The organism is Pengzhenrongella sicca (assembly GCF_017569225.1).
GTDB classification, from domain to species: Bacteria; Actinomycetota; Actinomycetes; order Actinomycetales; family Cellulomonadaceae; genus Pengzhenrongella; species Pengzhenrongella sicca.
Window position 1 is genome coordinate 3,109,010 of sequence record NZ_CP071868.1, and the last position, 13,272, is coordinate 3,122,281.

General features: G+C 70.0%; 15 protein-coding genes. 5 read left to right on the plus strand and 10 right to left on the minus strand.

Going from position 1 to position 13,272, the window contains the following annotated elements:
• Nucleotides 1-42: 42 nt before the first annotated feature.
• Genes arsM through J4E96_RS14300 form a run of 3 tightly spaced genes read right to left on the minus strand, consistent with a single transcriptional unit; the run spans nt 43 to nt 2,736 of the window.
• Nucleotides 43-858: an arsenite methyltransferase gene (gene arsM, locus J4E96_RS14290; RefSeq protein WP_227422755.1), complete on the minus strand. Its 816-nt coding sequence runs from the start codon at nt 856-858 to the stop codon at nt 43-45.
• A gap of 55 nt (nt 859-913) precedes the next feature.
• Complete coding sequence (locus tag J4E96_RS14295) at nt 914-1,318, minus strand: arsenate-mycothiol transferase ArsC (protein ID WP_227422756.1); 405 nt, start codon at nt 1,316-1,318, stop codon at nt 914-916.
• Nucleotides 1,318-2,736, minus strand: a complete 1,419-nt coding sequence (locus J4E96_RS14300) for an FAD-dependent oxidoreductase (RefSeq protein WP_227422757.1) — start codon at nt 2,734-2,736, stop codon at nt 1,318-1,320. The genes J4E96_RS14295 and J4E96_RS14300 overlap by 1 nt, the downstream gene beginning before the upstream one ends.
• A gap of 139 nt (nt 2,737-2,875) precedes the next feature.
• Between J4E96_RS14300 and J4E96_RS14305 the strand changes: the two genes are divergently transcribed.
• Nucleotides 2,876-3,553 (plus strand): arsenate reductase ArsC, encoded by a 678-nt coding sequence (locus J4E96_RS14305; RefSeq protein ID WP_227422758.1) that lies wholly within the window; start codon nt 2,876-2,878, stop codon nt 3,551-3,553.
• Between the two features lie 108 nt (nt 3,554-3,661).
• A complete protein-coding gene (locus J4E96_RS14310; RefSeq protein WP_227422759.1) occupies nt 3,662-5,095 on the plus strand; it encodes an arsenic transporter in 1,434 nt (477 codons plus the stop codon).
• Nucleotides 5,096-5,230: 135 nt separating this feature from the next.
• Here J4E96_RS14310 and J4E96_RS14315 read toward each other — a convergent pair whose 3' ends face one another.
• Both J4E96_RS14315 and J4E96_RS14320 read right to left on the minus strand, forming a co-directional pair.
• Complete coding sequence (locus tag J4E96_RS14315; RefSeq protein WP_319637685.1) at nt 5,231-6,238, minus strand: isopenicillin N synthase family dioxygenase; 1,008 nt, start codon at nt 6,236-6,238, stop codon at nt 5,231-5,233.
• Nucleotides 6,239-6,397: 159 nt separating this feature from the next.
• A complete protein-coding gene (locus tag J4E96_RS14320; RefSeq protein WP_227422761.1) occupies nt 6,398-7,522 on the minus strand; it encodes an oxidoreductase in 1,125 nt (374 codons plus the stop codon).
• Between the two features lie 50 nt (nt 7,523-7,572).
• On the opposite strand from J4E96_RS14320, the gene J4E96_RS14325 reads away from it, so the two are divergent.
• Nucleotides 7,573-7,920 carry a MerR family transcriptional regulator gene (locus J4E96_RS14325; RefSeq protein WP_227422762.1) on the plus strand — a complete coding sequence of 116 codons (348 nt, stop codon included), beginning with the start codon at nt 7,573-7,575 and terminating at the stop codon, nt 7,918-7,920.
• Nucleotides 7,921-8,127: 207 nt separating this feature from the next.
• Here the strand turns inward: J4E96_RS14325 and J4E96_RS14330 are convergent, their stop codons facing one another.
• On the minus strand, nt 8,128-8,745 hold the full coding sequence (locus J4E96_RS14330) for a PadR family transcriptional regulator (RefSeq protein ID WP_227422763.1): 618 nt from the start codon (nt 8,743-8,745) through the stop codon (nt 8,128-8,130).
• Between the two features lie 46 nt (nt 8,746-8,791).
• Here J4E96_RS14330 and J4E96_RS14335 point away from each other — a divergent pair, with 46 nt between their 5' ends.
• Together J4E96_RS14335 and J4E96_RS14340 are read left to right on the plus strand one after the other, a co-directional pair.
• On the plus strand, nt 8,792-9,493 hold the full coding sequence (locus tag J4E96_RS14335; protein WP_227422764.1) for a bleomycin resistance protein: 702 nt from the start codon (nt 8,792-8,794) through the stop codon (nt 9,491-9,493).
• Nucleotides 9,494-9,719: 226 nt separating this feature from the next.
• Nucleotides 9,720-9,896 (plus strand): ribbon-helix-helix protein, CopG family, encoded by a 177-nt coding sequence (locus J4E96_RS14340; RefSeq protein ID WP_227422765.1) that lies wholly within the window; start codon nt 9,720-9,722, stop codon nt 9,894-9,896.
• 77 nt (nt 9,897-9,973) lie between these two features.
• Here the strand turns inward: J4E96_RS14340 and J4E96_RS14345 are convergent, their stop codons facing one another.
• The 4 genes from J4E96_RS14345 to J4E96_RS14360 form a co-directional block, all read right to left on the minus strand.
• Nucleotides 9,974-10,444, minus strand: coding sequence for a DUF1801 domain-containing protein (locus tag J4E96_RS14345; protein ID WP_227422766.1), 471 nt, complete (start codon nt 10,442-10,444; stop codon nt 9,974-9,976).
• A gap of 484 nt (nt 10,445-10,928) precedes the next feature.
• Nucleotides 10,929-11,705 (minus strand): MerR family transcriptional regulator, encoded by a 777-nt coding sequence (locus J4E96_RS14350; RefSeq protein WP_227422767.1) that lies wholly within the window; start codon nt 11,703-11,705, stop codon nt 10,929-10,931.
• A 14-nt stretch (nt 11,706-11,719) separates the two neighbouring features.
• On the minus strand, nt 11,720-12,481 hold the full coding sequence (locus J4E96_RS14355; RefSeq protein ID WP_227422768.1) for an ABC transporter permease: 762 nt from the start codon (nt 12,479-12,481) through the stop codon (nt 11,720-11,722).
• Nucleotides 12,482-12,490: 9 nt separating this feature from the next.
• The gene (locus J4E96_RS14360; RefSeq protein WP_227422769.1) at nt 12,491-13,261 is read right to left on the minus strand and encodes an ABC transporter ATP-binding protein; all 771 of its coding nucleotides are present in this window, start codon (nt 13,259-13,261) and stop codon (nt 12,491-12,493) included.
• Between the last annotated feature and the right edge of the window lie 11 nt (nt 13,262-13,272).

The following is a 13,272-nucleotide window of genomic DNA, read 5'->3' on the forward strand; positions in this document are numbered from 1 at the left end:
AAAGATGAGCCGTGGCCGAGAACTACATCTGTCGTCAGCGCGCTACGCGGCAGGCTTGTCGGCGCGCACGATCGCGCCGTGCAGGCCGGGGGCGGCCTCGTGGGTGAACTGCACGGTCGCGTTCACGAACCCGGCGGCGGCCAGGCCGGCAAGGTACTCGCTGCGCGACAGCGCGCCAGCGATGCAGCCGACGTACGACCCGCGCTCGGCGCGCTGGGCCGGCGTGACGTCGTCGTCGGCGACGACGTCGGACACCCCGACGCGGCCGCCCGGGACGAGCACGCGGAACATCTGGGCGAGCACGGCGGGCTTGTCGGTCGAGAGGTTGATGACGCAGTTGGAGATGACGACGTCGATCGACGCGTCCGGCAACGGAATGTCCTCGATCTGCCCGCGCAGGAACTCGACGTTGGTCGCGCCGGCCCGGACTCTGTTCGCCTCGGCGAGGGTCAGCATCTCCTCGGTCATGTCCAGCCCGTAGGCACGCCCGGACGGCCCCACCCGACGCGCGGAGAGCAGCACGTCGATGCCGCCGCCGGAGCCGAGGTCGAGGACCCGCTCGCCCGGGCGCAGGTCCGCGACCGCGAGGGGGTTGCCGCAGCCCAGGGAGGCGAGCACCGCCTCCTCGGGCAGGCCCGCCGTCTCCCCCGGCGCGTACAGCCCGGCCCCGAAGGAGTCGTCCAGCGCGAGCGCCGCAGCGCCGCGGCGATCGATGGTGAGGGCGGCCTGCTGGTTCGGCGCGCAGCAGGAGCCGCCGTCGGCCGGATCACCGCAAGACGCGGCCGCCCCGGCCGTGACGGCGAGCGCCGCCGCCGCATACCGTGCCCGCACGTCGTCGCGAACGTCCTGCTCCGTCATGAGTCCTCCATCGATGTCCGTCGATCCCTAGTCCTACGGCAGGGATCGACAGTTGTCAATGCTCAGTCCCCACGGCCGCGATGACGCGTCGCACCTCGCGGTCGAGGTAGGTGCGTAGCGGGCGGATCCCGTCGACGTCCCAGCCGGCTGGATCGGGCAACGCCCAGGTCTCGTGGTGGGCGCCCGGGTACACCGTGAGCTCGAGTCCCGGCTTGAGCGCGACGACGACGTCGGCGGCGCGGAGCAGGTCCTCGGTGAGCCTGGTGGGCTGCTGGTCGCGGCGGTCGATACCCAGCTCGGCGAGCGAGGCGAGGACGACGTCGCTGACCTCGGCCTCGGGGTCGGTCCCCGCGGACAGCACGGCGACCCGGCCTCGGGCATGGAACTCGGCCAGTCCTGCGGCGAGCTGGGACCGTCCGGCGTTGTGCACGCAGACGAAGAGCACCGTCGGCGGCGCCATCACGACGCCCCGACGGCGATTCCCGGCACGAGCGTGGCGCGCGGGTGCTCGCGGGCCCAGGCCTGGGTGGCGATCTGGACGGCGTCCCAGGGTGAGCCGAGCGGGGGTGTGTAGGACAGGTCGAGCTCGCTGATCTGCTCGACGGTCATGGCATGGAAGAGCGCGGTCGCGAACGTGTCGACGCGTTTGGCGGTCTCGGTGCCGCGGGCGCCGATCAGCTGCGCGCCGAGCAGCAGCCCGGTGCGCTCGTCGCCGGTGACCTGGATCGTGATCGGCCGCGAGCCCGGGTAGTACGCCTTGTGGTCGTCGGGGCTGGCCTGGCTGGAGACGGGAGTGAACCCGGCGGCGCGGGCCTCGTGCTCGCGCAGCCCGGTGCGCGCGGCGACGAGGTCGAAGACCTTCACGACCTGGGTGCCCAGGCTGCCGGCGTACCGGGCGTGGCCGCCGAGCGCGTTCTCGCCGGCGACGCGGCCCTGCTTGTGGGCGGTCGTGCCGAGCGGGAGGTAGGTGACCCCGAGCAGGCGGTGCTGCGTCACGACGCAGTCCCCGGCCGCCCACACGTGCGCCATCCCGGTGGCCATCGTCTCGTCGACGACGACGGCGCCGCGCGGCCCGGTCCGGGCACCGGCGGCGACGAGCAGGTCGGTGTCGGGGCGGACCCCGACCACGACGAGCACGAGGTCGACCGCCCAGGCCAGCTCCGCGCCGTCGGCGCCGATCCCGTCGACGCGCAGGCGGGCCGGACCGTCGGGGGTCGCGGCGATGCGGGTGACAGTGGTGGCCGTGTGCACGTCGACGCCGTGGGAGACCAGCTCCGTGTGCACGAGCGCTCCCAGGTCGGGGTCAACGGTGGGCAGGACCTCGGGCAGCATCTCGACCTGGGTGACCGCGATCCCGCGGGTGGTCAGTCCCTCGGCCATCTCGAGCCCGACGTACCCGGCGCCGACGATCAGCGCCGTGGCGGGGTGGCGGGTCTCCAGGGTCCGGGTCAGGTCGAAGGTGTCGCCCATCGTGTGCAGCAGGTGCACGCCGTCGTCGGGGCCGACGGCATCCAGGCCGGCGATCGGCGGCCGGACCGGGACCGCGCCGGTGCCGACGACCAGCTCGTCGTAGTCGAGCCAGGACTGCGCGCCGGCTGCATCGATGACGGACACCCGCTGCCCGGCGACGTCGATCGCCGTCGCGCGGGTGTCCAGGCGCAGCACCATCCCGGTGGCCTCAAGGTCCGCAGACGTGCGGTGCGCGAGGTTGCGCCAGTGCGCGACCTCACCGGAGATCAGGTACGGGATCCCGCAGATGGAGAAGTTGGGGTACCCGTCGGCGACGACCACGGTGACGCGAGCGGACGGATCGAGCTCACGCGCTCGGAGCGCGGCACTGATACCCGCGTCGCTGCCACCGATGACGACCAGATGCATGAGGGACCTTCGCGCCGCAGGAGATGGGCCAGGGACTGGCCACCCCCGTATCTTGACTTCCTTCCACTCACTCAGTCAAGATTGAGTTAATGAACGCTGAGCAAACAGCGGTGTTCCCCACCCCGACGGAGGTTCGACGATGACCACCACCGACCCGCACGCGCATCCGCAGATCACCCTCGACCAGCAGGTCGCGCTCACGACCGCCGCCAGCCGGCTCGCGCGCGACTTCGCCGGCACCTTCGGCGCCGAGACCATCGAACGGTTCCTGCACTCGTCCTACGAGGAGTTCGCCCCCCGTGCCAGCGTGCTGACGTTCCTGCCGCTGCTCGCCGAGCGCTTCGCCCGCCAACGCCTGACCGCGCTCGCCCGGGTCGAGAACAGGGTCAGCGACGGCAAGCCCGTGGTGCTGTTCCTGTGCGTGCACAACGCCGGCCGGTCCCAGATGGCCCTCGGCTTCTTCAGCCACTTCGCCGGCGACGCGGCCATCGCGTGGTCGGGTGGCTCCGAGCCCGGCACCGAGGTCAACCCGTCCGCCATCGCCGCGATGGCCGAGCGCGGCATCGACATCTCCGGCGAGTACCCCAAGCCCTGGACGGACGAGGTCGTGCGGGCCGCCGACGTCATCATCACCATGGGCTGCGGCGACGCCTGCCCGATCTTCCCCGGCAAGCGCTACGAGGAATGGGTGCTCGACGACCCCGCCGGGCTCGACGTCGCCGACGTTCGACCCGTTCGCGACGAGATCGAGCGCCGCATCCTCGCGCTGCTCGACGAGCTGGAGGTGCCAACCTCGCAACACATCAGCGAACGCTGATGTAACCTGGCCGCAACGTGGCACCCGCTCCGACGGGTCGCGACGTCCGCACCGTGCGCCCTCGCTCCGCGGGCACGGCACACCTCACCGATCGCCCAGGAGCGCCTTGTGCTGCTTGCCCTGCTCATCTTCGTCGCCACCTTGACCCTGGTGATCTGGCGGCCCCGAGGCCTCGGCATCGGGTGGAGCGCCCTCGGCGGGGCGGCGCTCGCCCTCGCCACCGGCGTGGTCCAGTTCTCGGACGTGCCCACCGTGTGGGGCATCGTGTGGAACGCCACCGCGACGTTCGTCGCCGTCATCATCATCTCCCTCGTCCTGGACGAGGCCGGCACGTTCGAGTGGGCAGCCCTGCACGTGGCCCGGTGGGGGCGCGGCAACGGCACCATGCTGTTCAACCTCATCGTGGTCCTGGGCGCCGCGATCGCCTCGGTGTTCGCCAACGACGGGGCCGCCCTGATCCTGACCCCGATCGTGTTCCAGATGCTCATCGCCCTGAAGTTCCCACCCAAGGCCGCGTTCGCGTTCGTCATCGCGACCGGGTTCGTGGCCGACACCACGAGCCTGCCGCTGGTCGTGTCCAACCTGGTCAACATCGTCACCGCCGACTTCTTCAACATCGGCTTCGCCCGCTACGCCCTGGTCATGGTGCCCGTCAGCCTCGTCTCGCTCGCCGCGAGCCTGCTGGTCCTGCGCCTGTACTTCCGAAAGTCCATCCCCGCGACCTACGACGTCACCCACCTCGCCGCACCCGCCAGCGCGATCCGCGACCTTCTGACCTTTCGCGCCGGCTGGGTCGTCCTGGCCGTCCTGCTCGCCGGTTACTTCGCCGCTGACCCGCTCGGGATTCCGATCGCCGCCGTCGCCGGACTGTGCGCAACGGCGATCGTCGCGATCGCGGCGCGGCGCCCCGCCCCGCTGTTCGGACGCTCGCCGTCCGTCGCGGCCGCCGCGCCGGAGCCCCCGGCGAGCTCCCCCTCGGGCTCCGTCGCCGTCCAGGTTGCCGCCGAACGCGTGACGACCGCCCCGACGACGGCGACCTGGCGCACCCGCGGGACGATCGCCGTCGGCCCGGTGCTGCGCTCGGCTCCGTGGCAGATCGTGCTCTTCTCCCTCGGGATGTACCTCGTCGTGTACGGCCTGGGCAACCAGGGCCTGACCGAGACCCTCGCGGGAGTGTTCGCCACGTTCGGGGACGGCGGGTCGCTCGCCGCGGCGGGCGGCACCGGATTTCTCGTCGCCGGCATGTCCTCCGTGCTGAACAACATGCCGACCGTCTTGGTCGCCGCGCTCGGCATCGACGCCGCTGCCGCCACGGGCCTGACCCACGAGATCATGGTCTATTCGAGCGTGATCGGCGCCGACCTGGGTCCCAAGATCACCCCGATCGGCAGCCTCGCGACCCTGCTCTGGCTGCACGTGCTGGACCGCAAGGGCATGCACATCAGCTGGGGCACCTATTTCCGCATCGGCATCGTGCTGACCCTGCCCGTCCTGGCGATCACCCTCCTGGGCTTGGTCGCCTGGCTGACGTTGATCAGCTGACGGGCGGGCAGGCCTCGAGCCCCGGTCACCGTCGCCGGCGACCGGATCGGCAGGAGCGCGAACAGCACCGCGGCAAGCACGAGCACGAGCACGAACCCGCTCGTCAGGGCCAGGCCTGTGTGGCCGCGGCGCTCGTCAGCGCGACCCGCTTGGCGCCGCGAGGTGCGGGTGGTGCGCCTGCACGACGTTCGGGTGCGCCCGGACCCGGCTCTTGAGTGCGTTGTATCCGTACTCGGCGAAGATCTGCGCGTCGTCTGCGTCTCCCGCCACGCCGCGGGCCTGCGCGGCGAGCTCCGGGGGCAGGACGATCGCCGGGAACACGGCGTCGAGCGCGGGGCTGTGGAAGTAGGGCACGGAGATCCGGTCGGTCCCGGGCTCGGGCGCGAGCACCCGGTGCCTGGTCGCGCGGAGATACCCACCGGTCGCCCACTCGAGCATCTCGCCGATGTTGACGATCAGGGCGCCCTCGAGCGGCGGCGCGTCCAGCGGCAGACCCTCGTACTCCACCTGCAGGCCCGGCCGGTCCGGCTCCACGAGCAGCAGGGTGAGCACGCCGGCATCGCTGTGCCAGCCGACGCCCTGCTCCGTGCCTCCCTCGACGCGGCCGGGGTAGCGCACGACCTTGGTCAAGGTGGCAGGGCGCGGACCGAAGGCGCCGTCGAAGACGTCGCCGTCCTGCCCGAGGCTGAGGGCCCAGGCATGCAGGAGCCGGTCCGCGACGCTCGCCATCGCGCCGTTCCAGGTCTCGACGACCTCGCGAAGTGCCGGCAGCTCGCGTGGCCACAGGTTCGGGCCTTGAAGCACGTTGTAGTCGGGGTGACCAGCGCCGGTCGGCAGGACCTCCAGCTCGGGGCCGACGTCGACCTGCTCGCGCCAGTCGACCTTGCCCTGCGTCCGTTCCCCGCCGACCCGGGTGTACCCCCGAAAGTGCGGGCTGTTCGTGTTCTCGATCGCGAGCTTCGCTGCGTCGGGGAGCGCGAAGAACTCGCGTGCCACGCCGATCACCCGCGCTATCAGCTCGTGGTCCACGCCATGGCCGACGAGGTAGAAGAAGCCGAACGTGTGCGTCGCTTCGCGGAGCGAGATGCGGAACGCATCTGCAGTCGCAGGATCGTCAGCGAGCGAGAGGTCGAGGACGGGCAACGAGGAAATTGTCATGGGACAGGTGCCTGGACCCGCCGCACCAGAACCAAGGGCATACCAAGCATGCTAACTCGGCGGTGAATCCCGAGTTGTGGTCCGGATCGGTGCGTCTGCTGCCGCGCACATCCAGCGCACAACCCGCCCTTGACCCAGCGAGCCTCAGTTGAGCTGAGCTTCGTGCGCCTTCCGGTAGTCGACCAGCGCACCGGCGCACCCTTGCCCGGCCAGCGTGACCCAGTCGGGATTGCTCAGGAGTGCGCGCCCGAGCGCCACGAGGTCGAACTCGCCGTCGGCGTGCCGGTTCGCGAGGGCGGCCAGGGAGTCCCGCTGGGAGGGGGCGGCAGTGACGACGTCCGAGGTGAGGCCGACCGAGCCCACCGTGATGGTGGGCAGGCCGGTGAGGCGCTTGGCCCACCCCGCAAGGTTCAGGTCCGAGCCGGGGAACTCCGGTTCCCAGAACCGGCGGGTCGACGCGTGCAGGATCGACGCGCCCGCTCCCACGATCGGCTCGAGCACCTCGAGGAGCGCACCGGGGGTCTCGGCGAGACGCGCGGTGAAGTCACGTTCTTTGAACTGCGAGAACCGGAAGATGATCGGGTAGCCGGGCGCAGTTGCTGCTCGGGTCGCGGCGACGATCTCGGCAGCGAACCGAGCGCGGTGACCGGGGGTCTCGCCGTAGGCGTCGGTGCGCCGATTCGTCGCTGACCACAGAAACTCGTCGACCAGGTAGCCGTGCGCCCCATGGATCTCGACGGCGTCGAACCCAACCCGATAGGCCACCCGGGCCGACGCGGCGAATGCCGCGATGATCGTGTCGACGTCGCGCAGAGACATCGCTCGCCCGTCTAGGCGCCCGGGCTCGTGCACCCCCGACGGCGACCAGGCGGGAGTCCCGTCGAGATCGTCCCGGCGACTGCCCACGTGCCACAGCTGAGCTGCGATGCGCCCGCCGGCCTGGTGGACCTGATCGACGACGTCCCGCCAGCCGGCCTCCGCCGGGCCGGCGGTCATCCGGGGCACCGCGTCCTCGTGCCCGGCCGAGGGATGACCGATCAAGGTGCCCTCGGTGATGATCAGCCCGACCCCGTTCTCCGCGCGGCGCCGATAGTAGGCGGCCACCTCCGCCGTGGGCACGCCCTGGGGAGACCGCGCACGGGTCATGGGCGCCATGACGAAGCTGCTCGGCAGGGCAAGTCCCGCGACGGTCGTGGGCTCGAACAACCGGCCGATCGCCGCGCGGGGGCTGGTCGGATTGGCGGGGTGGGTGGTCCGGGAAACCTGCATGACGCTAGGGTAAAACCTGACATCAATGTCAGGGGCAAGGGGGTCGGCAGATGCGCATCGGATCGCTGGCGCGAGCGACGGGCGCGAGCGCCCGCTCGCTTCGGTACTACGAGGAGCAGGGCCTGCTCGGGAGTGAGCGCAGCCCGGGTGGGCAGCGTCAGTACAACGAGCGCGCCGTGGAACGCGTCGGCCTGATCAAGTCGCTGTTGTCCGCAGGGCTGCCAAGCGCCACGATCTCCGAAGTGCTCCCGTGCATCAGCGAGCCGTCGATCCAGACGCCGTGGCTAGCCGCCCGGCTCCGGAGCGAGCTTGACCGCATCGACCACCAGCTCGCTGCGCTCGAGGCGACGCGATGCGTCCTCGCCGAACTCGTCGCTCGGTACGAAGCAGCGCCCTGACCAGCGAGCTATTCCCGATCGGCGACGTGGAGTCGGTCGGCGTGCTCTGGCAGTGACGTGTCGGCGAACCTCGTCCGACGCGCCGACGCCCGCCGCGCGCAAAGGCCCGGCCAGCGGGGATGGTCGGCAAGCGATCGTGGACCTTGGTCGTCGAGCGCTCAGCCGGGGTCTGTTTCGACCCGGTTCGCGACGACTTTCGCGGGCGACTCACCCCGTCGCGAACGGGGTTTTCCTTGCCCTCGGCGTGGACTCCGACGAACGGTTCCCCTCGCCCTCGAAGGTGTACGCGCCACCCTCGATGCGCTCGAGTTGGCCGCGGGTCCACTGCGCGCCCGCGTCCGCCGTGTGCACCCAGAGGTGCATGATCTCGCCGATGTGGCCGAGCGGTTCGGGCCCGTCCTCGGGGCTGTAGTAGTCGGTGACGCTCTTGCGCCACTCCTCGAGCCCCTTCACCCTCGTCTTCAGTAGCGCCACCACCTCCTCGCGCGGCAGATGGACGATGAAGCCGATGCCGGACGAGACAACGTCCATCTTCTGGTCGTAGGAGGCGAGGGCTTCGCGCAAGAGGGAGAAGAACTCCTTGGTCCCGAGCTGCGTGATCTCATACTCGGTGCGCGGCGGGCCGCCGGCCGTCGACGGGGCGATCTCGTGGGCCGAGAGCAAGCCTTGTTTCGCCATCTGCTTGAGCGCGTGGTAGATCGAGCCGGGCTTCGCGTTCGACCACTCGTGCGCGCCCCAGGACTCCAGGTCGCCCCGCACCTGGTAGCCGTGCGCGCGGCCGTGCTGGTGGACGGCGCCCAGGACGAGGAGACGGATGGCGGACATGCAGAGACCCCTTCCCTTCTAATCAACTTTGACTAGAGTACCGGGTATGACCGAGAAGACGATCCCCCTGCTCCCGTGTCAGACCATCCCGCCCGTCATCGACTTCTACACGGCCCTCGGTTTCGAGGTGACCTTCCTGCAGAAGAGCCCCAATCCGTTCGCGGTCGTCGAACGCGGCGACATCGAGCTGCAGTTCTTCGGCATGAAGAAGTACGAGCCTCGCGAGTCGTACAGCACGTGCTACGTCCTCACCGACGACGTGGACGGGCTGTATGAGGCGTTCCGGGCCGGGCTCAAGGCCGCGTACGGGAAGATCCCGAACCGGGGCATACCGCGGATTGGGCCGCTCAAGGACATGTCCTACGGGGTGCGGCAGTTCCTGATGACCGACCCCGGTGGCAACTGCGTCCGAGTCGGGCAGCCCACCAGCGAGGACCAGCACCACCGGCCCGCTCCCACGGAGACCTTCGCGCGAGCGCTGCACAACGCCACGCTCTTCGCCGACTCCAAGGAGGACCCGGCGGGCGCGGCGAAGATCATCGATCGGGTGCTCGGACTCGAGGACGACAGGCCGACAGCGGTACAGCTCGTGCGCCTCCTCGTACTGCGCGGCGACGTGGCCGGGCGGCTCGGCGACGAGAGGACGGCAGTGTCCGCGCTGGAAAGTGCCGTCGCGGTCCAACTCACCGATGCGGAACGCGAGTCGGTCCGCGGCGACCTCGCGCGGCTGAAGGACCTGGCGGGTTAGCCCCAGCCCTGGCCGATCTCCTCCGTGAGATCAAAGGCCGGCTCGCCGTCGAGGGACTCGCGGGGCTCGTCAGCCGCAGCGTCTCAGCGACGGGAAGCGGCAACTGCTCGGACCTGCGACACATCGAGCGGCGACCGGCTTCAACGAGACATGTTCGCTGCCGGCACCGTCAGGGGTCGCACCTGCCAGTAGCCAAGGGTCTACCGCGGAGCATGTCAGGCCGGACGTGGATTTCCTCAAGCGCAGGGGCCGCGGGCGCCCTGGTCGTGTGGCTGAACCTCTGCAAGTCGTCGCCGTCCGGCTGACCGCCGAGGAACTCAACGCTCTCGACGCGGCGGCAGCCAAGCACGACATGAGCAGATCCGAGGCGATCCGTTTTGCGCTGGCCCACTTCGTTGGATGAAGGTGCACCCCAGAGCACACACGCGCGGCGTCGCGTCTGCAGACGCGATTCCCCGCTACGGGTCACTCGCGGTCGCCTTACAGCTCAGTTGCGGGTCGTGGGGCTGGTCCGGCGTGGTCTGAGGCCTGATCGACGGTCATGCCGTAGTGGATGGCCGAGTGAAGGGCGTCGACGTTGATGACAGAGAGGCGCTTGAATTTGATGCAGTAGCCCGTGACGCTCGCTTTGCCGATCGCGTCACTGTAAGTGCGCGCGAGGAAGGTCTTGTCCTCGAGGCCAAGGACGTAAACCGAAATGCCCGCCGTGTTGGCGCTCAGGCCGATGCGATAGAACTCGCGCGACGACCCGTTGGCGTAGTTGATCGTGTAGACGCCATAGCCAATGTTGGGGTTCGCCACGACCTTGCCGACCTCGTTTGTGCCGTCGTTGAACCACAATCTGCACCCAGGAAATTCAGTGAGCACCCGGGCATGCAGCTGTCGGAGGTCGGCCTGCTTGGGCTCGGCCAGACTGGCGAGGTGAGCCTCGATCCGCTCAGGAATATCCATCTCGGGACGAGATGCTAGCAATCCTGACGTCTGCCGGAACAGGGCCCGGCAGGCCGAGATCAACGAGAGTCACCGTCCTCCTCGACCACGGCCGCCCAGCAGACGCGCAGGGCGGCCCGCAGGCCCGCCCGAGCAATGCGGGCGGAGGTGGTGACTGACGGTCGGGTTGCTCGTCGCAACAGGTCCCCCCAGATTTACGACGACGACCGAAGCCACCGCCGGGCTGTCGATACGCGGCGGAGCGATGCGGGCCGACGACGGCGCTACCGAGGCACGCCACTGCTCCGCGAACAGGAAGATGATTGGCCCGGCGATGAGCAGCGCACCACCAGCGCGGCGTTGGGGTAACCGATGCGGCTCCGGGTCCGCGGTGGTGCCGGTTGACCTGCCGACGGTTGTGGCCCCTTGAGGTGCGTGTCTGGATGCGCACCAGGGCCAGGTCCGGGACTCTTGCTTGCTGCTCGCCGCATGTCGACGCGCACACCTAGAGCGCGATGCGGTCGGCGGGCACGCGCTCGATACGCGTCCACCCCTTCCAGCCGCGCTCCTCGAGGATGGCCATCAGCTGCGCGGCGACCGGCGACGCTGCGACCGTGGAGGCGTCGAGCAGGTCGACGAGTGCATCGTCGTGCCAGTCGTCGCCGAGCTCGCCAGCCTCCACGGCGCGGATCATCAGCCGCTCCAGCAGGTCGGCGACCTCCACCACGCGCGGGTCGTCGGCCTCCCAGTCGAGCCCCTCGCTCAGCAGCAGGTACAGCCGTTGCGTGTCCGGGTCGTCGAGCTCCTGGTGCTTGCTCACCATGACGGCGTCGATCTCGTCGGGCGCCTGCGCTGCGACCATGATCCAGGCGTCGCGCTCCATCTCGATGTACCGCTCGTCGACGCCGAGCCCTCGCACCCTGTCGAGGTAGTCCACGACCGACGTCGGCAGCGCCAGCTGCTCCCCCGCGGCGAGCAGCGTCAGCCGTTTGCGGGTGGCCTGCAGCCGTCGGACCTCCGCGCGGAGCTGCGCGTCGATCTCCTCGACGCCACGTGCGAACCCGTCGGCGTCGGCGTCGAGCAGGTCCTGGACGCGGGCGAGCGGCACACCCGCCTCGGCCAGGGTGCGGATCCGGATCAGCCGGACCACGGCCGCGGCGTCGTACGTGCGGTAGCCGGATCTGTCACGCTCGGGCTCCGGTAGCAGGCCGATCTGGTGGTAGTGGCGCACGGCCCGCGCCGTGACCCCCGCATACCGGGCAAGCTGGCTGATGGTGAGCACGGATTCAGCCTCTCTCACGCGATCTTCCGGCGGTAGGTCACGGTCGCGTACACGTACGCCACGACGAGGATGCCGACGCACCAGGCCAGGGCAACCCCCACGTCCCCGCCCACCGGCTGCCCGGCGAACAGGCCCCGGATCGTGTCGACGATCGAGGTGACCGGCTGGTTCTCGGCGAACCAGCGCACCGGCCCCGGCATCGTCTCGGTGGGCACGAACGCGGAGCTGACGAACGGCAGGAAGATCAGCGGGTAGGAGAACGCGCTGGCCCCCTCGACCGACGAGGCGGTGAGGCCGGGCACGACGGCGATCCACGTCAGCGCGAACGTGAACAGGACCAGGATGCCGACGACGGCGAGCCAGGCGACCACCCCGGCGCCGGAGCGGAAGCCCATGAGCAGAGCAACCACGACGACGAGGACGATCGAGATGAGGTTCGCGGCGAGCGAGGTCAGCACGTGCGCCCACAGCACGCCGGACCGCGCGATCGGCATCGACTGGAAACGCTCGAACATCCCGCCCTGCACATCCCCGAACAAGCGGAACGCGGTGTACGAGATCCCCGAGGCGATGGTGATGAGCATAATGCCCGGCAGCATGTAGTCGATGTACCGGTCCGGGCCGGTGTCGATCGCCCCGCCGAACACGTAGACGAACATCACCATGATCGCGATCGGCGTGACTGCGGTGGTGACGATGGTATCGATGCTGCGCGTGACGTGGCGTAGGGAGCGCCCGGTGAGGGCGACGGTATCGGCGACGACGTACGTGGTCATGGCGATCCCCTAGCTCTGGCTGGTGGTGACGGCGAAGAAGATCTCCTCGAGGGACGGCCGCTTCTCGACGTACTCGACCTCGGTCGGTGGCAGCAGCCTCGTCAGCTCGGCAAGGGTGCCGTCGACGATGATGTGGCCCTGGTGCAGGATCGCGATCCGGTCCGCGAGCTGCTCGGCCTCCTCGAGGTGCTGGGTGGTGAGCAGCACCGTGGTGCCGGCCGAGGCCATGTCCTTGACCCTGGCCCACACCTCGAGGCGCGCCTCGGGGTCGAGGCCCGTGGTGGGCTCGTCGAGGAAGATCACGGGCGGGTCGCCGATCAGGCTCATCGCGAGGTCGAGGCGACGGCGCATGCCTCCCGAGTACTCCCCGACCCTGCGGCCACCCGCCTCGGTGAGAGAGAACCCGCGCAGCAGGTCGTCGGCGACGGCGCCCGGGTCGGGCAGGTGGCGCAGCCTCGCGATGAGGACGAGGTTCTCCCGACCGGTCAGCACCTCGTCCACCGCGGCGAACTGGCCGGCGAGGCTGATGGACCGGCGGACGTCCGCGGCGCGCGTCACGACGTCACACCCATGGACGGTGGCGATTCCCGCGTCGGGCTTGAGCAGGGTCGAGAGGATCCGCACCAGGGTGGTCTTGCCGGCTCCGTTCGAGCCGAGCAGGGCGACGATGCTGCCAGCCTCGATGTCGAGGTCGATGCCGCGCAGCACGTCGACCGTGCCGTACGACTTGGTCAGCCCGTGGACCCGGATCGCGGGTCCCGCGCTTGGTGACGTGGTCATCGTCCGTCCCC

Coding starts and splice junctions, on each gene's coding strand:
- J4E96_RS14300 (WP_227422757.1), bottom strand. CDS start 2,736: ATGCATCTGGTCGTCATCGGTGGCAGCGACGCGGGTATCAGTGCCGCG.
- J4E96_RS14360 (WP_227422769.1), bottom strand. CDS start 13,261: ATGACCACGTCACCAAGCGCGGGACCCGCGATCCGGGTCCACGGGCTG.
- J4E96_RS14345 (WP_227422766.1), bottom strand. CDS start 10,444: ATGGATATTCCTGAGCGGATCGAGGCTCACCTCGCCAGTCTGGCCGAG.
- arsM (WP_227422755.1), bottom strand. CDS start 858: ATGACGGAGCAGGACGTTCGCGACGACGTGCGGGCACGGTATGCGGCG.
- J4E96_RS14330 (WP_227422763.1), bottom strand. CDS start 8,745: ATGTCCGCCATCCGTCTCCTCGTCCTGGGCGCCGTCCACCAGCACGGC.
- J4E96_RS14355 (WP_227422768.1), bottom strand. CDS start 12,481: ATGACCACGTACGTCGTCGCCGATACCGTCGCCCTCACCGGGCGCTCC.
- J4E96_RS14335 (WP_227422764.1), top strand. CDS start 8,792: ATGACCGAGAAGACGATCCCCCTGCTCCCGTGTCAGACCATCCCGCCC.
- J4E96_RS14305 (WP_227422758.1), top strand. CDS start 2,876: ATGACCACCACCGACCCGCACGCGCATCCGCAGATCACCCTCGACCAG.
- J4E96_RS14325 (WP_227422762.1), top strand. CDS start 7,573: ATGCGCATCGGATCGCTGGCGCGAGCGACGGGCGCGAGCGCCCGCTCG.
- J4E96_RS14320 (WP_227422761.1), bottom strand. CDS start 7,522: ATGCAGGTTTCCCGGACCACCCACCCCGCCAATCCGACCAGCCCCCGC.
- J4E96_RS14295 (WP_227422756.1), bottom strand. CDS start 1,318: ATGGCGCCGCCGACGGTGCTCTTCGTCTGCGTGCACAACGCCGGACGG.